19 protein-coding genes are annotated in these 18,619 nt (G+C 73.9%); 7 read left to right on the forward strand and 12 right to left on the reverse strand.

What is annotated here, in order from left to right; translation table 11 throughout:
• Nucleotides 1-114: 114 nt before the first annotated feature.
• A complete protein-coding gene (locus tag AB0O91_RS09000) occupies nucleotides 115-264 on the reverse strand; it encodes a hypothetical protein (protein WP_363429490.1) in 150 nt (49 codons plus the stop codon).
• Here AB0O91_RS09000 and AB0O91_RS09005 point away from each other — a divergent pair.
• Complete coding sequence (locus tag AB0O91_RS09005) at nucleotides 248-385, forward strand: hypothetical protein (protein ID WP_363429492.1); 138 nt, start codon at nucleotides 248-250, stop codon at nucleotides 383-385. The two genes, AB0O91_RS09000 and AB0O91_RS09005, sit on opposite strands and share 17 nt — an antisense overlap.
• Nucleotides 386-435: 50 nt before the next feature.
• Here AB0O91_RS09005 and AB0O91_RS09010 read toward each other — a convergent pair whose 3' ends face one another.
• Nucleotides 436-1,386 carry a molybdopterin-dependent oxidoreductase gene (locus tag AB0O91_RS09010; RefSeq protein ID WP_363429494.1) on the reverse strand — a complete coding sequence of 317 codons (951 nt, stop codon included), beginning with the start codon at nucleotides 1,384-1,386 and terminating at the stop codon, nucleotides 436-438.
• 170 nt (nucleotides 1,387-1,556) lie between these two features.
• Here AB0O91_RS09010 and AB0O91_RS09015 point away from each other — a divergent pair, with 170 nt between their 5' ends.
• Nucleotides 1,557-1,958, forward strand: a complete 402-nt coding sequence (locus tag AB0O91_RS09015) for a VOC family protein (RefSeq protein WP_363429496.1) — start codon at nucleotides 1,557-1,559, stop codon at nucleotides 1,956-1,958.
• A gap of 20 nt (nucleotides 1,959-1,978) precedes the next feature.
• Here AB0O91_RS09015 and AB0O91_RS09020 read toward each other — a convergent pair whose 3' ends face one another.
• The gene (locus AB0O91_RS09020) at nucleotides 1,979-2,743 is read right to left on the reverse strand and encodes a helix-turn-helix domain-containing protein (RefSeq protein WP_363429498.1); all 765 of its coding nucleotides are present in this window, start codon (nucleotides 2,741-2,743) and stop codon (nucleotides 1,979-1,981) included.
• Between the two features lie 119 nt (nucleotides 2,744-2,862).
• Nucleotides 2,863-4,401: an MFS transporter gene (locus tag AB0O91_RS09025; protein ID WP_363429500.1), complete on the reverse strand. Its 1,539-nt coding sequence runs from the start codon at nucleotides 4,399-4,401 to the stop codon at nucleotides 2,863-2,865.
• A 208-nt stretch (nucleotides 4,402-4,609) separates the two neighbouring features.
• On the opposite strand from AB0O91_RS09025, the gene AB0O91_RS09030 reads away from it, so the two are divergent.
• Nucleotides 4,610-5,401 (forward strand): TetR/AcrR family transcriptional regulator, encoded by a 792-nt coding sequence (locus AB0O91_RS09030; RefSeq protein ID WP_363429502.1) that lies wholly within the window; start codon nucleotides 4,610-4,612, stop codon nucleotides 5,399-5,401.
• A gap of 116 nt (nucleotides 5,402-5,517) precedes the next feature.
• Here AB0O91_RS09030 and AB0O91_RS09035 read toward each other — a convergent pair whose 3' ends face one another.
• The gene (locus AB0O91_RS09035; protein ID WP_363429504.1) at nucleotides 5,518-6,327 is read right to left on the reverse strand and encodes an isocitrate lyase/phosphoenolpyruvate mutase family protein; all 810 of its coding nucleotides are present in this window, start codon (nucleotides 6,325-6,327) and stop codon (nucleotides 5,518-5,520) included.
• Nucleotides 6,324-7,715, reverse strand: a complete 1,392-nt coding sequence (locus AB0O91_RS09040) for a hypothetical protein (RefSeq protein WP_363429506.1) — start codon at nucleotides 7,713-7,715, stop codon at nucleotides 6,324-6,326. The genes AB0O91_RS09035 and AB0O91_RS09040 overlap by 4 nt, the downstream gene beginning before the upstream one ends.
• Nucleotides 7,716-7,809: 94 nt before the next feature.
• On the opposite strand from AB0O91_RS09040, the gene AB0O91_RS09045 reads away from it, so the two are divergent.
• Nucleotides 7,810-8,616, forward strand: a complete 807-nt coding sequence (locus AB0O91_RS09045) for a winged helix-turn-helix domain-containing protein (RefSeq protein WP_363429508.1) — start codon at nucleotides 7,810-7,812, stop codon at nucleotides 8,614-8,616.
• A 45-nt stretch (nucleotides 8,617-8,661) separates the two neighbouring features.
• Here the strand turns inward: AB0O91_RS09045 and AB0O91_RS09050 are convergent, their stop codons facing one another.
• From AB0O91_RS09050 to AB0O91_RS09060, 3 genes are all read right to left on the reverse strand, one after another.
• Nucleotides 8,662-9,150 carry a DinB family protein gene (locus AB0O91_RS09050; protein ID WP_363429510.1) on the reverse strand — a complete coding sequence of 163 codons (489 nt, stop codon included), beginning with the start codon at nucleotides 9,148-9,150 and terminating at the stop codon, nucleotides 8,662-8,664.
• Complete coding sequence (locus tag AB0O91_RS09055; protein WP_363429512.1) at nucleotides 9,150-9,944, reverse strand: VOC family protein; 795 nt, start codon at nucleotides 9,942-9,944, stop codon at nucleotides 9,150-9,152. The genes AB0O91_RS09050 and AB0O91_RS09055 overlap by 1 nt, the downstream gene beginning before the upstream one ends.
• A 130-nt stretch (nucleotides 9,945-10,074) precedes the next feature.
• Nucleotides 10,075-12,555, reverse strand: coding sequence for a terpene synthase family protein (locus AB0O91_RS09060; RefSeq protein WP_363429514.1), 2,481 nt, complete (start codon nucleotides 12,553-12,555; stop codon nucleotides 10,075-10,077).
• A gap of 443 nt (nucleotides 12,556-12,998) precedes the next feature.
• Between AB0O91_RS09060 and AB0O91_RS09065 the strand changes: the two genes are divergently transcribed.
• A complete protein-coding gene (locus AB0O91_RS09065) occupies nucleotides 12,999-13,640 on the forward strand; it encodes an HhH-GPD-type base excision DNA repair protein (protein WP_363429516.1) in 642 nt (213 codons plus the stop codon).
• Nucleotides 13,641-13,719: 79 nt separating this feature from the next.
• On the opposite strand, the gene AB0O91_RS09070 is transcribed toward AB0O91_RS09065, so the two are convergent.
• Nucleotides 13,720-15,267 carry an MFS transporter gene (locus tag AB0O91_RS09070; RefSeq protein WP_363429518.1) on the reverse strand — a complete coding sequence of 516 codons (1,548 nt, stop codon included), beginning with the start codon at nucleotides 15,265-15,267 and terminating at the stop codon, nucleotides 13,720-13,722.
• A 97-nt stretch (nucleotides 15,268-15,364) separates the two neighbouring features.
• Here AB0O91_RS09070 and AB0O91_RS09075 point away from each other — a divergent pair, with 97 nt between their 5' ends.
• Complete coding sequence (locus AB0O91_RS09075; RefSeq protein WP_363429520.1) at nucleotides 15,365-16,330, forward strand: YafY family protein; 966 nt, start codon at nucleotides 15,365-15,367, stop codon at nucleotides 16,328-16,330.
• Between the two features lie 21 nt (nucleotides 16,331-16,351).
• On the opposite strand, the gene AB0O91_RS09080 is transcribed toward AB0O91_RS09075, so the two are convergent.
• Together AB0O91_RS09080 and AB0O91_RS09085 are read right to left on the reverse strand one after the other, a co-directional pair.
• Nucleotides 16,352-17,242 carry a hypothetical protein gene (locus AB0O91_RS09080; protein WP_363429522.1) on the reverse strand — a complete coding sequence of 297 codons (891 nt, stop codon included), beginning with the start codon at nucleotides 17,240-17,242 and terminating at the stop codon, nucleotides 16,352-16,354.
• 12 nt (nucleotides 17,243-17,254) lie between these two features.
• Nucleotides 17,255-17,773 carry a YbhB/YbcL family Raf kinase inhibitor-like protein gene (locus AB0O91_RS09085; RefSeq protein WP_363429524.1) on the reverse strand — a complete coding sequence of 173 codons (519 nt, stop codon included), beginning with the start codon at nucleotides 17,771-17,773 and terminating at the stop codon, nucleotides 17,255-17,257.
• An 82-nt stretch (nucleotides 17,774-17,855) separates the two neighbouring features.
• Between AB0O91_RS09085 and AB0O91_RS09090 the strand changes: the two genes are divergently transcribed.
• Nucleotides 17,856-18,608: a rhomboid family intramembrane serine protease gene (locus AB0O91_RS09090; RefSeq protein ID WP_363429526.1), complete on the forward strand. Its 753-nt coding sequence runs from the start codon at nucleotides 17,856-17,858 to the stop codon at nucleotides 18,606-18,608.
• The last annotated feature ends 11 nt before the right edge of the window (nucleotides 18,609-18,619 follow it).

Below are 18,619 nucleotides of genomic sequence, written 5' to 3' on the forward strand. Positions count from 1 at the left end.
CCCCGTGGTGCCCTACTCACACCCCCGAGGGCCCGGACCACTGCGGCAGTGGTCCGGGCCCTCGGGGTTCTCGGCCGTCTGCACGGTGACGCGGTCAGGCGGCGGGGCCGGCGGCTAGCGCTCCGCGGCGGGCTGCTGGAGGAGGAGTTGGACGCCGTCGAGGATCCGGGCGAGGCCGAACTCCAGGGGGTCGACCGGGTCGGGGGCCCAGGCGCCGGCCGCGATGGCCCGGCGGTTCTTCGACGACGTGACCGCCCCGGTCAAGGAGTTCGCGCTGATCCGGAACGCCGGCCACTTCGCGAGCTTCCGGCACCCCGACCGGTTCCTGGACCTGATGCTCACCAAGGTCCGCCCGGCGGTCACCGGCCGGCTGGTCGGCCGGTGACCGCCGCGGGTCACCCGCCGGCCACTGCGATCCGCCGTTGAGCCCCGCAGTCAGTCGTCGAGCACCGCGGTCACCCGTATCTCGTGGACGGCGTTGCGGTCCCCGGTGAGCGGCTGGACCCGCCCGGCGGAATCGACGGCCCGGCAGCGGATCCGGTGCGGGCCCGGCGCGAGCTCGCGGCGGAGCCGGAAGCGCTGCCAACTCGGGTGCGGGCCACGGCGCTCCAGCTCGGCGGGCTGCCAGTCGGCGTCGTCCACGGCCAGCTCGACGGCCGTCACCTCGACGGAACTCCAGGCGTAGCCCGCCAGTTCACCGACTCCGGCCGGGACGGTACTGCCGTCCCGCGGCGTGAGCAGCTTGCTGCTGACGTCCTTCTCGCGGACCGGCCGGGCCGTGCTCTCCCCCGGCAGGACGCGGGTGTACAGCCGGGTGGTGAAGAGGTGCTCGGGACGCTCGGCGGCCAGCACGATCCTGGTCAGCCACTTGACCGCGTTGGTGCCGAACATCCGCGGCGCCACCGCCCGCACCGGGAACCCGTGGTCGGGGCGCAGCGGTTCGCCGTTCATCGCGTGCGCGAGCACGACCTCGGCGCGCGCCTCCGCCAGCGGCAGGTCCTTGAGGTAGCTCAGGCCGCTCTCCCCCGCGAAGTCCCCCCGGTCGGCGCCCTCCAGCCAGACGTGCCGGGCCTCCGGGCGCGGCCCGGCCAGCTCCAGCACCTCGGCGAGCGGCACCCCGGCCCACTCCAGGTTGGTGACGGCCCGGGTCGGCACCTCGGGGTGCAACGGATTGCCGAAGCACTCGTGGACGGCGGTGAACCTGGTCTGCGGCAGGCCCTGGAGAGCCCGGAAGTCCAGCCGCAGGGGCCGCTCCACCAGGCCCTCGACGCTGAGCGTCCAACTGTCGGTGTCGAGCCGCGGATGTCGGCCGAGGTGGTTGCGGACGAAGACGTCCCCGACCGGAGTGAGGAAGACGTCGGGCGTCTCCGGGTCGGTCCTGATCATGCGCCATGCCCCCGTGTCCGTGCTGCTGTTGCCGCGATCGGCGGCACGGGTCGACGGTACAAGGAGGGACTGACAAGGAAGGACTCGATCGGGCGGGGGTGCGGCCGGTCGGCGGCGGACGTCCGATTCCTTCAAGACCCCCGGCCCGCGCCGCGCCTACCGTGGCGGACATGAACAGCACACCCGCACCGCAGTTCGCCTTCATCGGCCTCGCCGTCTCCGACATGGCGGCCTCGGTCACCTTCTACCGCCGGCTCGGCCTCGCCTTCCCCGAGGGCACCGAGCAGGAGCCGCACGTCGAGGCCGAGCTGCCCGGCGGGCTGCTCCTGGTCCTCGACGCCGAGTCGACCATCCGTTCCTTCCACCCCGACTGGCGGCCGCCGACCGGCAGTGCCCGGGCCGCGCTGGCGTTCCGCTGCCAGAGCCCGGCCCACGTCGACGCGCTGTACCAGGAGCTGACCGCCGCCGGGCACCACGGGGAGCTGAAGCCCTGGGACGCCTTCTGGGGCCAGCGCTACGCCTCGCTGCGCGACCCGGACGGCAACGGGGTCGACCTGCTCGCACCGCTGTAGCCGGGGCTGGGCCGCGGCCCCTACCCCCGGAGCAGCTCCGTCACCCTGACCCCCGCCAACTCCCGTACGTCACGCGCCAGGTGCGCCTGGTCGGCGTAGCCGGTCCGGGCCGCCGTCTCGGCCAGCGGGACGCCCGCACGGGCCAGCCCCAGGGCCCGTTGCAGCCGCAGGATCCGGGCCAGCGTCTTGGGACCGTAACCGAAGGCGGTCAGCGAACGGCGGTGCAGCTGCCGGGCACCCAGCCCGACCGTCTCGGCCGTCTCCGCAACGCTGCGCCCGGCCGCCAGAGCGCCCGCCACGGCACGCACCAGCGGGTCCTCGGGCCGGGCCGCGGTCGCCAGGTGCAGCGCCAGTTGCTCCAGCGCGGCGGCGGGGTCGGGGGCGGCGTCGATCCGTCCGGTCAGCCGCCGCACCTCACCGGCGGGCCGTAGATCGGCCAACTCGACTCGCTGGTCCCGTAGTTCGTGCGCGGGAACGCCGAGCAGCACCGGCCCGGCGCCGGGCCGGAAGCGGATCCCGGCCCATGGTCCGCGCAGCCCCGGCCCGGGCCGGAACGCCCGAGTGTCGGGCCCCGCGACGAGCAGCCGCCCGGGCGTCCACAGCAGGTCCATGCACCCGTCCGGCAGCACCAGCCCGGCCGCGCCGCCGATCCCCTCGGCAGCGGCCTCCGCGGCATCGCCCGCCGCACCGCCCGCCTCCGCAGCAGCGGCCGCCGTCGCGGCGCCCTTCGTCCACAGCACCGCTCCGGGCAACCGTGACGCGCGCTCCGCGTAGTCGGTGGCCATGCTCGAAGGCTACGCGGACGGACGGCCTCCGCGCTCCGGGAGCCCGCGGCCCCGACTGCGCGGGGCAGCCGGGGCCGGTGGGGCTGGTGGGGCCGGTGGGGGCAGGGCTGGGAGGGGGCTCAGACCGCCGCCTCGACGGCGGGTTCAGCCGGCTCGCCGCCCTCGGCACCCTCGGTCGGCGCGGCGGCCGCCCCGCCCCGCATCAGCACCAGCGTGAGCACCGCCGCCGCCAGGACCGCGATCCCGCCGACCGTGAAGGTGGTGGAGGTGGCGGTGTTGAAGGCCTCCCGGGCGGCCCGGGCCAGGGTGCCGTCGCCGTTGCCCGCGGAGAGGGCGAGCGCGTCGGTGACGGCGTGCCGGGCCGGGGCGGGGGCGTCGGCGGGCATCGCACCGGTGTAGGTGCTGGAGAGCACGGTGCCGAGGATGGCGACGCCGAGCGCGGCTCCGGACTGCTGGATGGTGTCGTTGAGCGCGGAGCCGACGCCGGCGTGCTCGCCGGGGATGGCGCCCATCAGCGCGTTGGCGGCGGCCGGCATGCCGAGGCCGGAGCCGATGCCCAGGACCAGCATGGCCAGGGCGACCTTGGTGAAGCCGTCGCCGACCGAGAGGGTGGCCAGCAGGCCGAAGCCGCCCGCGATGATCACCATGCCGGTCGAGGTCAGCACCCGGGCCGGGACCTTCTTGCCGAGCGCGGCACCGATCACGTTGAAGGCGAGCGAGGCGACGGCCAGCGGGATGAACGCCAGGCCGGTGTCGGTGGGCGTGAACTCCAGCACGAACTGCAGGTACTGGGTGAGCACCAGCATCAGGCCGCCGGTGGCGAAGGTGAGCAGGACGAGGGAGAAGCTGGCGCCGGTGAAGACCCGGTTGCGGAACAGCTTGAGCGGGACCATCGGCGACTCGGCGCGGACCTGCCGGATGCCGAACCCGGTGAGCGCGGCCACCGCGACGGCCAGCGGACCGAGGGTGTTGACGTGGGCGAAGCCGTCCCGGGGGAGCACGATGATCGACCAGACGAGCGCGGTCATGCCCACCATCGACAGCACCATGCCGGGCAGGTCGGGCTTGCGCCACGGTCCCTTGGACTCCGGCATCAGCACGACCGCCGCGACCACGGCCACGACCGCGACCGGCACGTTGAGCAGGAACACCGCGCCCCACCAGAAGTGGGCGATCAGCGCACCGCCCAGCACCGGGCCGCCGACCAGCCCGACCATGGCCACCGCGGTCCAGGCGGCGATCGCCTTGCGCCGCTCCTCGTCGTCGAAGACGGTGATCAGGATCGAGAGGGTGCTCGGCATGACCAGGGCACCGCCGACGCCCATCAGCACCCGCCCGGCGATCAGCTCACCGGGGGTGGCGGCGACCGCCGCGACCAGGGAGGCCGCACCGAACAGCACCAGCCCGATGATCATCACCTTCCGCCGTCCGAACCGGTCGGACAGGCTTCCCGAGGTCAGCAGCAGGCCCGCGAAGACCAGGATGTACGAGTCGATGATCCACTGGATGTCCTGAGCCCCGGCCTTCAGGTCCTCCGCGATCGGCGGGATGGACACCGTGAGCACCATGTTGTCGATCACCAGCACCAGGCTGCTGAGACAGAGCACGACCAGGATGAGCCAGCGACGCGGGTGACGATCCGTCTGACGGTCCACCACGATCCCCCCTTTTCGGTTCGGAAGTCATCGCGGCGCACATCGTCCGCCGTCCCCGACCGAACGGTGTGCGCCACGCCGAACACTGTACGGAGGCCGAACACCGTTCGCAATACCGAACACTGTGCGCTGCTCCGTACGGTGTTCGGTGGCGGGGCCTATGCTGGACGGACCGCACCCGACCAGGGCGCACGTGGAATGGAGAAACCTGATGACGGCCAAGTCGGAGGACGAGACCCCGCCGGAGCACCGGGTCGAAGCACAGCCGGGCATCGCCTCGCCGTGGAACCGCCCGCAGAAGCGACGGACCCAGCCCGCCCTCAGCCGGGATCAGATCGTCGCCGAGGCCTCCGCGCTGCTGGACGCCGAGGGCATCGAGGCCCTGAGCATGCGCAAGCTCGGCGCCCGCCTCAACGCCGGCGCGACCTCCCTGTACACCCACGTCGCCAACAAGGACGAGTTGCTCGCCCTGGTGGTCGACCAGGTCTTCGGTCAGCTCCCGCTGGCCGACCCGGAGGGCGCCGAGGACCTGGCGGTCTGGCGGGAGAAGATCCTGGAGTGCGCCGAGAACACGCGCACGGTCATCCTGCGCCACCCGTGGATGGTCACGGTGTTCGGCGACGTCGGGGTGGTCTACCTCGGCCCCAACTGGATGCGGGTCTCCGAGAGCATGCTCACGCTGATGGAGGTGGCGGGCTTCGGGCTCCTCGAAGCCAATGAGGCGATGAGCGCGATCATGGGCTACACCATCGGCACCGCCTGTGTGGAGGCCGCCTGGCTGAGCGCGCTGAACAGGAGCGGCCAGGACGAACAGGTCTGGCTGAGCCAACTGCTGCCCACCGTCATCGAGGCCACCAAGGACTTTCCGCGCCTGCACCGGCTGTACACCACCGAGGTGCAGCGGGAGGTCAACGAGGGCAGCCGGGACGGCAGCTTCGCCCGGGGCATCAAGGTGATCATCAGTGGGATCGAGGCGCAACGCACCGCACAGCACAAGGGCTGACCCCGGCCTCTTCCCCGGCTCCGGACCTCCCCCGGCCCCGACCCCGCCTTCGACCCCGCTCCCGACCCTGCTCCCGCTCCCGCCCTCGACCCCGACCGGTCCTCACCGACCGACCCTCACCTCCCGCTCAGCGCCTGGACGTCGGCGTACCCCGGCACCGGCCCGACCGGCCCGCCCGAGGCCACGGCGGCCGCCGTCCCCACCGCCGCCGCCAGCGCCGAGCGGTACAGCAGCGACCCCAGGCTGACCCGGGCCACACCCAGGCCGGCCAGCTCCGCGAGGCCCGGACCGGTCGGCGTCCAGAGGATGTTGAGCGGGACGGACAGCCCGCCGACCAGTCGCCCGATCGCCGCGGGACCGGCCAGCCCGGGCACGAACACGCCGTCCGCGCCCGCCTCCTGGTAGGCCGCCAGCCTCCGGAGGGTCTCCGGGCCGGGACCGTCGCTCCCGGAGTCGTCGTGCCCGCACCAGTAGGTGTCGGTACGGGCGTTGACGAACAGCTCCGGCACGGCGGCCTTCACCGCCGCGACCTTCGCCGCGTGCAGGTCGGACGGTGTCAGACCGCCGTCCGGCCGGCCGTCCTCCAGGTTGATGCCGACCACCCCGGCCTGCACCAACTCCACTGCAAGCGCCGCAACTTCGGACGGATCGTCGCTGAACCCGGACTCCGCGTCGACGCTCAGCAGGAAGCCGTCACGACCCAGCCGACGCGCCAGCCGTACGGTCTCCGCACGGGTGGCGGCGGCGCCGTCGGGCAGTCCGGCGGCGGCCGCGACGCCCAGGCTGGTGGTGCCGATCGCGAGGTGACCGGCGGCGGCGAGGGCGGCGGCCGAGGCGTGGTCCCAGGCGTTCGGGAGCAGCAGCGGGTGACCGGGCCGGTGGTGCAGGGCGGCGAACCGGGTCGTCGCGGCGGGGGTGGCAGTCATCGCGACTGCTCCTTGCCGGTGGGAGTGGCGGCGGGGCCGGCCTCCACGGTGCGGCTGGCCTCTGCGGCAGGGGCATCCCCCGGGGTGGGCCTGTCGCCCGCCGTGGGACCGACCGAGTCCGCGTAGTAGGCGGCGGTCCTGGCGAGGTGGCAGACGATCTGCCGGAAGCTCCAGCCCGCCCCCGGCGAATCGTCCAACTGCCGCTCCGGCAGGGCGGCGACCCGCAGGGACCAGATCCGCCCGATCCGGGTGAGACGGCTGCGCGCCTCGTCCAGGTCGGCGACGGTGAACGGCACCAGGTCGGCCGGGGTGGTGACGTTGGAGGCGTGCCAGTGGTCGGGCGCGGCGGTCTCCCCGGCGAGCCGGGCCTCCACCTCGGCCAGGTGGTCGAGGAGGTGGTCGGCGACCCGGCGGATCACCTTGTGCGGGGTGTAGGTCCGGCCGTCGGCGTTGATCACCGGGTGGCCGTCCCAGGCCGTCCAGGTGTCCGCGAGGGCGAGCACGTGGACCATCATCTCCGGGATCAGCTCGGCGAGTTCGGCCTGATCGAGGTGGTCCTCGGCGGGCGGCACCGAGGTGTCCGACGGATCGGAGGAGCCGTACAGGATGCCCTCGGCGATCACCAGGGCGTGCGTGCGGCCGGGGCAGAGCCGCGGCGGGGCGCCGAAGGCCAGCGGCTCACGGTCCCCCTCCCGAGCGGCGTCGAGGTCGAGCAGCACCCGTGTCCCGGTCGGCACCGCGACCCCGCCGATCGCGGTCGCCCGGGCCGCGAACCGGCGCATCGACCGGACCGGCGGGTCGTCCCGCAGCACCGCGGCCGGGCTGCTGCCCTCGCCGCGCCGGGCGTGCTCGACCAGGGTGGCGGTGGCGTCGCAGGCCTGGACCAGCAGGCCGATCCGGTTCGCGGCCGTCTCCGGGTCGTCGTCACCCATCGCGGGCAGCAGCCGGGCCACCGCCGCGTCCGCCTCCCGGTCCCGCTCTGATCCCTGCTGCGCCGCTCCGTCCCGTACCGCTCCGCGCGACGCCGCCGGCTCGAAGTACGCCCCGGCCACCGCCCGCACGTCCCGCGCGACGGCCTCCGGGTCGGCCAGGCCGAGCGCCCTCGCCAGCACCCGCACCACCCGCAAGCGGACGTCCGACTCGTAACCGCCCGCCGCCAGCACCCGCAGCGTGTCCCGGTCCAGCCGCTCCAGGTCGGCCAGCACCAGCGCCCGGCGCCGGGCGTGCGGCTCGCCCGCGCTGAACCGGGCGACGGTGGACCGCAGCCAGGCCACCGTGCCGTAGGGGCCGGGCGTCGCGGGCAGCGGGACCAGCGCCGGATCGGCCAGGGCCGCGATCACGTCCGGGTAGCGGGAGAAGGTCAGGTCTTGCTCCGTCTGAGCGTTCATGCCGTCGTTCATGCCGTCATCGTGGCCCCGACTCGTTTCGGCGCCGGCCGAACCGTGCCGGGTCGACCATGGGGGCATGGCCGACCATGGACGCATGCCAGTGGATCACCGGGGCTCACCGCTCGCCGCCCTCGCCGCGCTGCTCGCCGACCCCACCAGGGCCGCCTTCTGCTCCGCGCTGCTGGACGGCCGCGCCTGGACGGCGGGCGAGCTGGCCCGCTCGGCGGGCGTCGCACCGTCCACGGCCAGCGAGCACCTGTCCCGGCTGATCGCGGGCGGGCTGCTGTCCGAGGAGCGGCAGGGGCGGCACCGGTACGTCCGGCTGGCCTCCCCCGCCGTGGCGACCCTGATCGAGGACCTCACCGTCTTCGCCGACACCACCGCCGAGGCCGTCGCCGGAGCCACCGCCGAGGCCGTGGACCGGGCCACGGCGGCGGCACACGCCACGGGCCGTCCCGCTATGGCCCGCACCGCCGACGGCCGCCCGGCGCCCCGCAACCTCCGCGAGGCCACCCGGCAGAGCGCCGAGGCCCGCGCCCGCACCTGCTACGACCACCTGGCCGGCCGCCTCGGCGTGGCGGTCGCCGACGCCCTGCTCGCCCGCGGCCTGGTCACCGACCGCGCCGGGCTCGCCGTCACCGAGCACGGCCGGGCCTGGCTGGCGGCCCAGGCGATCGAACTGCCGGCGCGGGCCGGCCGTCCGGGCGGGCGTCCGGTGGTACGCAGCTGCCTGGACTGGACGGAACGGCGCAGCCACCTCGGCGGCGCGCTGGGCGCCGCGCTCTGCCGCACCGCGCTGGACCGCGCCTGGGTCGAGCGGATCGGCTCCGGCCGGGCCTTGCGGGTCACCCCCGACGGCGGCCGGGCCCTGCACGAGCTGCTCGGCGTCGAGCTGCCCTGACACCCGCCCCTGCCCCTGCCCCCGCCCCCGCAGGCGCCCACCCGCTCACCCCATCGACTTCGCCCCGTCCAACGCCTCCCGGATGATGTCCGCGTGCCCGGCGTGCTGGGCGGTCTCCGCGATCAGGTGCAGCAGCACCCGGCGGGCCGACCAGCTCACCCCCGGCTCGAACCACGGCGCCGACGGCAGCGGGTGGGCGAGGTCGAGGTCGGGCAGGCTCCGGACCAGCTCGTCCGTACCGCGCGCCACCGCCTCGTACCCCGCGAGCAGCCCGGCCAGGGTCTCGCCCTCGGCCATCCGGAACTGCTCCGCCCACTCGCCGTCCTGGCCGCCGCGCATCGCCGCCGCGCCGCCGGTGATGAACCGCGCCCAGCGCGCCTCGACCGCGGCCACGTGCTTGATCAGGCCGCCGAGGCACAGCTCGCTGGCCGTGGTGCGCCGGGCCGCCTGCTCGTCGGTGAGGTCCCGGGCGGTGCGGCGCAGCAGGCCGCGGTGCTTGTCCAGGGTCTCGACGAGTTCCTCGCGCTCGCCCATCAGGCGTCCACCGTCGGCGGCTGCTCGCCGACCGTACGGCCCAGGTCGATCAGCCCGAAGGCCGCGCCCTGCTGGTCGCCGACGGCCGCGAACCGCCCGAACGGGCTGTCCTGCGGCCCGTGGTACACCGTGCCGCCGCGCGCCGTCAGCCGCGCGACCGCGGCGTCGGTGTCGTCCACGGCGAAGTACACGCTCACGTACGAGGGCGCCTCGGGCGGCAGGAAGTCGCCCGCCGCCATCCGGCCCAGCACCGGTCGGCCGCCGACCAGGAACATCCGGTAGTCGAAGTGCTCGGCGTCGAACTTCTTCACGCCGTACGGGAAGACCGCCGGGAAGAAGCCGTCGGCCGAGCCGGGCTCGCGGGTGACGATCTCGGCCCAGCTGTACGCGCCGGGCACGCCCTGTTTCTCGAAGCCCTGGTGGATCCCGGCCTGCCAGACGCCGAACACCACCCCGCCCGGGTCCCTGGCGATCACCATGGTGCCGAAGTCGCCGACCTGCATCGGCCCCATCACCACCTCGCCGCCGTTGCCGCGGATCCGCTCGGCGGTGGCGGCGGCGTCCGGCGAGGCCAGGTACAGGCACCAGGCGGACTGCGTCTGGCCGCCCGGCATCGGCGGCACGATCGCGGCCACCGCCTTGCCGTCCGAGTACGCCTGGGTGTAGTTGCCGTACTCCGACGAGCTCTCGCCGAAGGTCCAGCCGAGGACGTCCCCGTAGAAGGCCTTGGCGCCCTCCAGGTCGGTGAACATCGCGTCGGCCCAACAGGGTGTGCCCTCAGGTAGCGCAGCCATCTCTCAGCCCTCGTGTCCGGCGGTGCGGGCGCGGGCCGGCAGGCCCGTGCGGCCCCCGACTCGCCAGCCTAGTCACGAGGCGGTGCACCCGCGCGGGCTGGCCGCGCGGGTGCACCCGGGGCCGCCCCGGTCAGCGGCGCACCCGGGCCGCGGCGGTGCCCAGCCCGGTCGGGCCGACCGGCACCGCGACCACTCCGGCCACCGCCCCGGACGCCACCCCGGGCGCCACCCCGGACACCGCCCCGGTCCCGGGCGCCCCCGCCCGGGCCCGGACCGCGCCCGCCCGGGCCCGGACCGCGCCCGCGAGGTCCCGTTCGGCGCCGAAGTGCCGCTCCAGGTCCGCCGTGCCGTACCGACGGCACTCCCGGTGCCAGTTCAGTACGCCCGCCAGCCAGTTCTCCAGCTCCGCCACGTACCCGCCGAGCAGCTCCCGGCCCTCCGACGACAGCCCGAAGTCCTCGTACATCACCGGGAGTTCGTTCTGCGCGACGTGCTGGAACTGCTCCAGCCGGGAGTGCATCAGGTCGTCGACGATCCGGACGGCCGACGGGTAGTCGCAGTTGAAGAAGGTCTGCACCACCAGCACCAGGTTGTGCAGCTCGCCCTCGTACTCGACCTCCTTCTGGTACGAGAACAGGTCGTTGACCATGCAGCCGTAGTCCATCGCGGAGTCCTCCAGCGCGCGCATCGAGCCGTGCCGGTGGACCTCCTCGGGGACGGTGCGGCCGTGGCCGAGCCGGGCGAGCGCCATGGTGAGCTCGGACCCGAAGGTGGAGCGGCGCATCTCCAGGTAGTCCACCGGGTCGGGGACCCGGTTCTGGATCCGGTTGGCCAGCTCCCAGATCCAGCTCGTCGTCATCGCCCGGACCGCCCCGCGCAGCCGGTCGCGGGCGTCGACGGCCATCGGCCCGGCGGTGCGCTCCCAGAGGTCCGCGAGCCCGCGCTCCAGCGCGTTCACCGGCTCAGCCGTCGGGCCTCCCTCCAGCGGCATGAACAGCTCCAGCCGCGCGTTGGCGGCCTTGGCCCCGGCCAGGTCACGGGTGCGGCCGAAGACGCTCGGGTAGTAGTCGTCGGCCCAGGTGCCCCAGGCCAACCAGGCCGAGGCGAGGTCGAGTTGGTCGGCGGTGGCGTCCGGGTGGAGTCCGGCCGCGCAGAGCGCGAGGTCGTAGTCGCGCATCGCCCCGGCGTCCCAGAGCCCGCTCCCGGGGACGTCGGAGCGGGCGGCCAGCATCCCGACCCGCTCGGCCCACTCGACCACCCGCTCCCGCGCACCGTCCAGGTGCGGGCTCAGCGTCAACGCGAACGGCAGCCTGAACTCCGGCAGTCGGGAGGGCCCGACGGCCTGGTACGGCACGTGCGCGTGCGCCCGCGCCCGCCGTACGGCCGGAGCCACGGTGCTTCCGGCCGGAGCCACGGTGCTTCCGGCCGGAGCCGGGGCGCTCCCACCGCCCTGACGCAGGATGTCCAGCGCCGAGGTGCCGATCCCGCCGATCGCGTACCGGTCCCACCAGTTGCCCGCCACCCCGGGAAGCCCCGGAAGGCCCGTCGCCCCGGAAAGCCCCGGCAGCCCGCCCCCGCCCGTCCCCGGAGGCACCTCACCGCCCGAACCCGCCGCCGCCCCACCGCCGTTCATGTACCGGCTGGACCGCATGTGCCACTCGTGCCCGCCGGACTGCCAGTCCTGCAGCCCCTTGACGTACGCCGTCACCCGGGCGCGGCCCGCCGCGTCCAGCCCGGTCTCCGCGAACAGCACCGGCAGTTCGGTGAACACGGTGTTCTCGAACTGCTGCAGCCGCGAGGTGAGCAGGTCGTTGACCGCGTCGGCAGCCTGCTGGGTGGAGCACTCCAGGAACCGCTCCAACACCAGGATGCCGTTGCTGAGTTCGCCCTCGTCCTCGACCTCGCGCTGGTACGAGAAGATGTCGTTGCGCAGGTGCACGGCATCGGAGAAGGCGTCCATCAGCACCCGCAGCGCACGCGAGCCGGACACCTCCCCCGGCACCTCGGCCCCGGCCGCGTACTCGACCAGCTGCGCGGACCACGGCGCCCCGCCGACCTTGCGGCGCATCTCGATGTACTCGACCGGGTTGGCGATCCGGCCGGCGTCGATGTTGGCGAGCTCCCACAGCGACTCGTTCAGCAGGTTGCGGGTGCTCTCCGCGAACCGGATCCGCCAGTCCTCGCCCATCGCCGGCACGGTGCGCCGCCACAGGTCGGCCAGCCCCGCCTCCACCGGGTTCTCCGGCTCGGGCACCGGGGCGGTGGGATCGGCGGGCATGAACAGCGGCAGCCGGTCCAGGTGCGCCTTGCCGGCCTCGCGGTCGTTGGTGCGCTTGAACATGTCGAGGAAGTGGTCGTCGAAGAAGAACACCCACACGTACCAGTCGGTCACCAACGACAGTGCCTCGGCCGACGCGTCGGGATGGGTGTACGCGCAGAGCAGGCCGTAGTCATGGGCGTCCAGGTCCGCCTGCTCCCAGACCCCCGACCCCTCCAGCATCCCCATCTCCCGCGCCCAGAGCGAGGAGTGGGCCCGGGCCTCCGCCAGGTGGGGATTGAGACGCGCCGGGTGCGGCACGTAGAAGGACGGCAGTTCGAACGGCTGGGTCACGGCGGGCGGGCCTTTCTGGACACGTCGTTGGGGACCAAGAATGACCCGCCCCCACCCACCCCACCGCAACATCCGAAACAGTCATATGAAATGACCCATTCCCCAACCCACCCGCCGAACGCCCGTTTTCCACCCCTCGCGACAGGCCGATCCGCACCGTCCCGAGCGCGCCACCCCCCATCGGATCCGGTCGGAACCGGTCAGTTCCGGCCGGAGACCGCACCGACCCGGAGCGTGCGGCGGGCACGGGTACCGCGGACAAAAATGTTTCCGCCACCCCGTCGAAACGTCCCCAACAACCGCTCCGCCAACGAACAAAGCAGCTCTGACAAGGGCCGGAACACCAAGACTTCCCCAGAGACGGGCGTGTTGACCGTGTCCGTCCACGCCGCGTCATCCAGACTGGGCGCCGACCGACGTCAACTCCGAGGAGGGCACACCTCATGAACGTCACCGTCCGGCTCGCCCAGCAGCCCGAGGCCGACGAACTGCTCGGACGGAGCGCGCTCGCCGCGCTCGTCGGCATGCTGCTGGACCAACAGGTGCCGATGGAATGGGCGTTCACCGGCCCGCTGACCATCGCCCAGCGTCTCGGCCACAAGGACCTCGACGCCCACGAGATCGCCACCTACAGCCCGGAGGAGTTCGTCGCCCTGCTCTCCGCGAAGCCGGCCGTGCACCGCTACCCGGCGGCGATGGCCAAACGCGTGCAGCAGCTCTGCCAGTTCCTGGTCGCGCAGTACGAGGGCGACGCCGCCGCGCTCTGGCGGGACACCCGCACCGGCAAGGAACTGCTCAGCCGCCTCAACGCCCTTCCGGGCTTCGGGAAGCAGAAGTCGCAGATCTTCCTGGCCCTGCTGGGCAAGCAGTACGGGGTGCGGCCGGAGGGCTGGCGCGAGGCGGCGGGCGTGTACGGGGAGGAGGGCGCGCACCGCTCGGTCGCCGACATCACCGGGCCCGAATCCCTGACGCTGGTCAGGGAGTTCAAGCAGGAGACGAAGCGGGCGGCGAAGGAGGCCAAGGCCGCCGCCAAGCCGCGCACCACCACCCGGTCCGTCACCGCTGGCCTCACCGGGGCCCGTTGAGCCCACCCGGCCGCCCACCCCGTGCGGCAAGGGCCCCGGTCGCGCAGCGCGACCGGGGCCCTCGTTCCACGGACAAGCCTCAGACCAGCGCGGGCGCCTGCTCGTCGTCGGCCTCCGCAACGGCCCCGGCGGCCGAGGAAGCCGACGCAGCCGACGCGGCCGGACCATCAGAGGCGTCCGGGGCGTCCACACCCGCGGCCGCCACCGCACGCTTCCGCGGCAGCGCGAACATCAGCAGGAACACCGCCAGCAGCACCCCCGCGACCCACCACAGCGCGTGCACGAACGCCCCGCCGAAGGCCGTCCCCAGCGCGTCCGGCGCGACCACGTCGTCCATCGCCCCGAAGAAGGCCACCGACACCAGCCCGAGCCCGAGCGCGTTGCCGACCTGCTGCACGGTGTTGATCAGGCCCGAGGCCGACCCGGCGTGCCGGCGCGGCACCTCGGACAGCACCGCGTCGGTGATCGGCGCGACGATCAGCCCCATCCCGAGGCCCATCACGACCAGCGGCAGCGCCATCTGCCAGGGCGTGATCCCGGTGCCGAAGTGGTGCGCCTCCCAGATGTAGGTGAGCACGCCCGCCGCCATCACCAGCGCGCCGGTCTGGAGCACCTTCCGCCCGAACCGGGGCACCAGTTTCTGCACGGACAGCCCGGCCGCCGTGGAGACGGCGAGCGAGAACGGGATGCCGGTGGCACCGGCCTTGAGCGGGCTCCAGCCGAGCCCGACCTGCATGTAGAGGGTCCAGACCAGGAAGAAGATGCCGAGCGCGACGCCGAAGGCCAGCTGCACGCAGATGCCGGCCGCGAAGCTCTTCACCCGGAACAGCGAGAGCTCGACCAGCGGCGAGCCGTCCCGCCGGGTCTTGGCCTTCTCGTACGCCACGAACAGCGCGAACACCGGCAGGCTGCCGGCCATCGACAGGTGGCCCCAGAGCGGCCAGCCGGCCTCGCGCCCGTGGGTCAGCGGGTAGATCAGCATCAGCAGGCCGAGGCTGGCGAGGGCCACACCGACCAGGTCCAGCTTGAGCGCGTGCTCGGCCTTGGACTCGTCGATGAAGCGGCGGCCGAGCAGCAGGCCGGCGATGCCGACGGGCAGGTTGATCAGGAAGATCGGGCGCCACTCCAGGCCCAGCAGGTTCCACTCGGTGAGCAGCGCGCCGATCATCGGACCGGACACCGCGCCCAGCCCGACCACCGCGCCGAACATCCCGAACACCTTGCCGCGCTCCTCGGCCGGGAAGGTCGCGTGGATGATCGACAGCACCTGCGGCACCATGAGGGCCGCCGTCAGGCCCTGGAGGATCCGCATCGCGACCAGCATCTCCGGGCCGGAGGCCAGCCCGCACAGCGCGGACGCCAGCGTGAAGCCGCCGATCCCGAGCAGGAAGACCCGCTTGCGACCGTGGATGTCGCCGAGCCGCCCACCGGTGATCAGGCCGATCGCGAAGGCCAGCGCGTAGCCGCCGGTGACCCACTGGATGGCGCTGAAGGAGGCGCCGGTGTCCTCCTGGATGCTCGGGATGGCGATGTTGACGATGGTGACGTCCACCAGGTCCATGAAGGAGGCGACCATCACGATCGCCAGCGCGATCCACCTCCGCCGGTCGGCTCCCGCCGTACTCATTCCGTTCTCCTCGCTCGTCCTCGTCTGCTGCACCCGGACGACGGTACGGGTCATCTAGGTCAGGAACTGTCCCAGTTCATCCGGCATGCTGGACGGCATGACCGACACCCCGGCCCGGCTGCTGAACCTGCTCTCCCTGCTGCAGACCCCGCGCGAGTGGCCCGGCAGCGAACTCGCCGAGCGGCTCGGCGTCAGCCCCCGCACCATCCGCCGGGACGTCGACCGGCTCCGCGAGCTCGGCTACCCGGTGCAGGCCAGCATGGGCGCGGTCGGCGGCTACCGGCTGGTCGCGGGCACCGCGATGCCGCCGCTGCTGCTGGACGACGAGGAGGCGGTGGCCATCGCGGTCGGCCTGCGGGCGGCCGCCGGGCACGCCGTGGTCGGCATCGAGGAGGCCTCGGTACGGGCGCTCGGCAAACTGCTCCAGGTGCTGCCCGGCCGGCTGCGGCACCGGGTCGGCGCGCTCAACAACGCCACCGTGCCGCTGCTCAGCGGGGACGGCCCGACCGTCGACCCGGAGAGCCTCACCCTGCTCGCCGGCGCCGTCACCAACCACGAGCGGCTGCGCTTCTCCTACCGGGCCCGCGACGGCGCCGAGACCCGGCGCAACGTCGAGCCCGAGCGGCTGGTCTCCACCGGCCGCCGCTGGTACCTGATCGGCTACGACCTGGACCGCGACGACTGGCGGCTCTTCCGGGTCGACCGGATCACCGAGCCGTTCGCCACCGGCGCCCGCTTCACCCCGCGCCCGCTCCCGGCCGAGGACGCCGCCGCCTTCGTGGCCAACCGGCTGCGCCGCTCGCCGAGCCGCTCCCTGGTCGCCACCGTCCACCGCCCCGCCGCCGAGGTCGACGGCTGGATGCCCTGGACCGGGGAGTACGAGATCGAGCCGATCGACGACCACAGCTGCCGGCTGCGCGCCCGCGCGGACTCGGTGAAGTGGATGGCGGCCGGACTGCTCATGCTGGACTGCGACTTCGAGGTGCACGAACCCCCGGAGCTGCGCGCCCACCTGCGCACCCTGGCGACCCGGGCCGCCCGCGCCGCGGAGGGCGACGGTTAGGGAGGCCCCAGGACACAGACCCTAGACCGAGACCCGGTACCAGCTTCCGCCGCGGCGGAACCACAGCACGCCGTCCCGCCCGAACGCCCGCTCCCGGTCCGGCTCCCCGGGCAGGTCCGGCGTGCTCCGCCCGGTCCGCTTCCAGGTCTTCCCGACCAGCAGCTGCCGGCTCAACTCGCCGTCCCTGGAGAGGAAGACGCCCTCCCGGCCGCGGATCGCGAAGCCGACCGGCAGCCGGACCGGGCAGGGCACCGTGAACTGGGTGCCGTCGGCCGGGTCGACCCGGGTGAGGTAGCTGCCCGAGGAGCCCGGGTACCAGGCCAGCCAGGCCCGCGGCCCCTCGGTCGCGCCGGCCAGTCCCTCCAGCGGGTGGCCGGGCAGGCCGGCCCGGTCGGGGCTCCACACCGACCGGCCCCGGGTGTCGACGGCGCGGAGTCCGGAGCAGGACAGCGGATGGTCCCCGTAGATGCCCTCGTCCCCGTAGGCCATCCAGATCCGGCCGTCCCGGCCGGTCACCAGCACCCGGATGTCGTCACCGAGGGCGAGCTCCGGCCCGGGGGTCCCGTCGGGGCCGTACCCGGAGCCGTTGGGCAGCCACTCCCCGCCCTGCTGCTCGGCCCGGGCGCCCGCCAGCAGCACCCGCCCGCCCGGCAGCAGCGCGAGGTGGTCCGGCGGTTCCGGAACCCGGCCGAGCGGCACCCGCCGCTCCCCGGCCGTCCCCGGCGCCACCAGCACCTCGCCGTCGAACGGCAGCCGGACGGACGCCCACGACCCGGCCGGCGCCGCGTACTCCTCCGGCACCAGCAGGACGGCCAACTCCCCGCCGGGCCCGACCGTCCAGGCCACGGCCCGGCGGCCGGCCCGCCGCTCCTCCTCGGGCAGCCGCCAGACCTCGACCGGACGTTCGGACACCGGCATCGGGTCTCAGACCCCGTACTCGCCGGTCAGCAGGGCCCGCCCCAGGGTGTGGAAGGTCAGGTGGAAGCCCACCTGGGCCGCCGGGGTGTCGGCGGTGACGTCCAGCTTCTCCACGTCCAGCGCGTGCACCGCGAACACGTACCGGTGCGGGGCGCCGGGCGGCGGGGCGGCGCCGTCGTACTTGTTGCCGGGGAAGTCGGTGCGCCCGTGGAAGGAGGCCGCGCCCGGCAGGGTGTCGTCGGACGAACCGGCGCCGCGCGGCAGTTCGACGGTGTCGGCGGGCAGGCCGAGGGCCAGCCAGTGCCACCAGCCGGAGCCGGTCGGGGCGTCCGGGTCGTAGCAGGTGACGGCGATGCTCCGGGTGCCCTCCGGCAGCCCCGACCAGGCCAGCTGCGGCGAGAGGTTGCCGCCGGCGTGGATGAACTCCTCGCCCAGCGTGGCGCCTTCGGCGAAGTCCCGGCTGCTCAGCGGGAAGGACGGCACCTGCGGCAGGAACTCGTACGGCAACGGCGGACGAACACTCATGGGTGCACCTCTCACGGTCGGGATGACACCGGTCACTGTAATGGGGTGCACGTCCGATCCGACGCCCCCTAGAGTCGGGCTCATGGCCACGGAACAGCCCAGCAGCACGGCGAGCACGCTCGACCCGGTCCGGATGATCGCGGACGCCCGTCGGGCGCTCTTCACCATGGTCGGGGTGCTGGCCGCGCTCTGGCTGATCCAGCTGGTGAACTGGATGGACGACTACGACCTCGGCCGGAACTTCGGCGTGCGCCCGCAGGAGCTGGACCGGCTGCCGAACATCGTCACCGCGCCCTTCCTGCACTGGAACTGGGCCCACCTGGAGGCCAATTCGGGCCCGCTGTTCGTCTTCGGCTTCCTCGCGGCCTACCGCGGGGTGAAGAAGTTCCTCGGCCTCACCCTGCTGGTCGTGCTGACCAGTGAGCTGACGGCCTGGGTCTTCGACCCGCCGAACACGATCGGGGCCGGTGCCAGCGGTGTGGTGTTCGGGTACTTCGGCTATGTGGTGCTGCGCGGGATCATCGACCGGAACCTGGTCGACACCCTGATCGGGGTCGTCCTCGGCGCCTCCTTCGCCTACATGGTGACCGGCGCCGTGCCCGGCGTCGCCCCCCACGGCATCAGCTGGGCCGCCCACCTCGGCGGGCTGGTCGGCGGACTGGCCGGCGCCTGGATCTTCCGCAACCGCGCCCCGCGCCCGGCCGCCCGGGCCGCGGGCCGCACCCAGGCCGGGCCCGCGGCCGAGTCCAAGAAGAGCAGCACCAAGGCCGCTGGCACCGACCCCACCAGCCCGAACGCCGCCCTGCTCAAGGAGCTCGACGACCTCGGCCTCTGACCCGCCCGGGG

This window comes from Kitasatospora sp. NPDC089797 (assembly GCF_040684795.1).
GTDB lineage: Bacteria > Actinomycetota > Actinomycetes > Streptomycetales > Streptomycetaceae > Kitasatospora.

Coding starts and splice junctions, on each gene's coding strand:
- AB0O91_RS09065 (WP_363429516.1), top strand. CDS start 12,999: ATGAACGTCACCGTCCGGCTCGCCCAGCAGCCCGAGGCCGACGAACTG.
- AB0O91_RS09055 (WP_363429512.1), bottom strand. CDS start 9,944: ATGGCTGCGCTACCTGAGGGCACACCCTGTTGGGCCGACGCGATGTTC.
- AB0O91_RS09040 (WP_363429506.1), bottom strand. CDS start 7,715: ATGAACGCTCAGACGGAGCAAGACCTGACCTTCTCCCGCTACCCGGAC.
- AB0O91_RS09085 (WP_363429524.1), bottom strand. CDS start 17,773: ATGAGTGTTCGTCCGCCGTTGCCGTACGAGTTCCTGCCGCAGGTGCCG.
- AB0O91_RS09050 (WP_363429510.1), bottom strand. CDS start 9,150: ATGGGCGAGCGCGAGGAACTCGTCGAGACCCTGGACAAGCACCGCGGC.
- AB0O91_RS09075 (WP_363429520.1), top strand. CDS start 15,365: ATGACCGACACCCCGGCCCGGCTGCTGAACCTGCTCTCCCTGCTGCAG.
- AB0O91_RS09070 (WP_363429518.1), bottom strand. CDS start 15,267: ATGAGTACGGCGGGAGCCGACCGGCGGAGGTGGATCGCGCTGGCGATC.
- AB0O91_RS09030 (WP_363429502.1), top strand. CDS start 4,610: ATGACGGCCAAGTCGGAGGACGAGACCCCGCCGGAGCACCGGGTCGAA.
- AB0O91_RS09045 (WP_363429508.1), top strand. CDS start 7,810: ATGCCAGTGGATCACCGGGGCTCACCGCTCGCCGCCCTCGCCGCGCTG.
- AB0O91_RS09035 (WP_363429504.1), bottom strand. CDS start 6,327: ATGACTGCCACCCCCGCCGCGACGACCCGGTTCGCCGCCCTGCACCAC.
- AB0O91_RS09090 (WP_363429526.1), top strand. CDS start 17,856: ATGGCCACGGAACAGCCCAGCAGCACGGCGAGCACGCTCGACCCGGTC.
- AB0O91_RS09015 (WP_363429496.1), top strand. CDS start 1,557: ATGAACAGCACACCCGCACCGCAGTTCGCCTTCATCGGCCTCGCCGTC.
- AB0O91_RS09020 (WP_363429498.1), bottom strand. CDS start 2,743: ATGGCCACCGACTACGCGGAGCGCGCGTCACGGTTGCCCGGAGCGGTG.
- AB0O91_RS09010 (WP_363429494.1), bottom strand. CDS start 1,386: ATGATCAGGACCGACCCGGAGACGCCCGACGTCTTCCTCACTCCGGTC.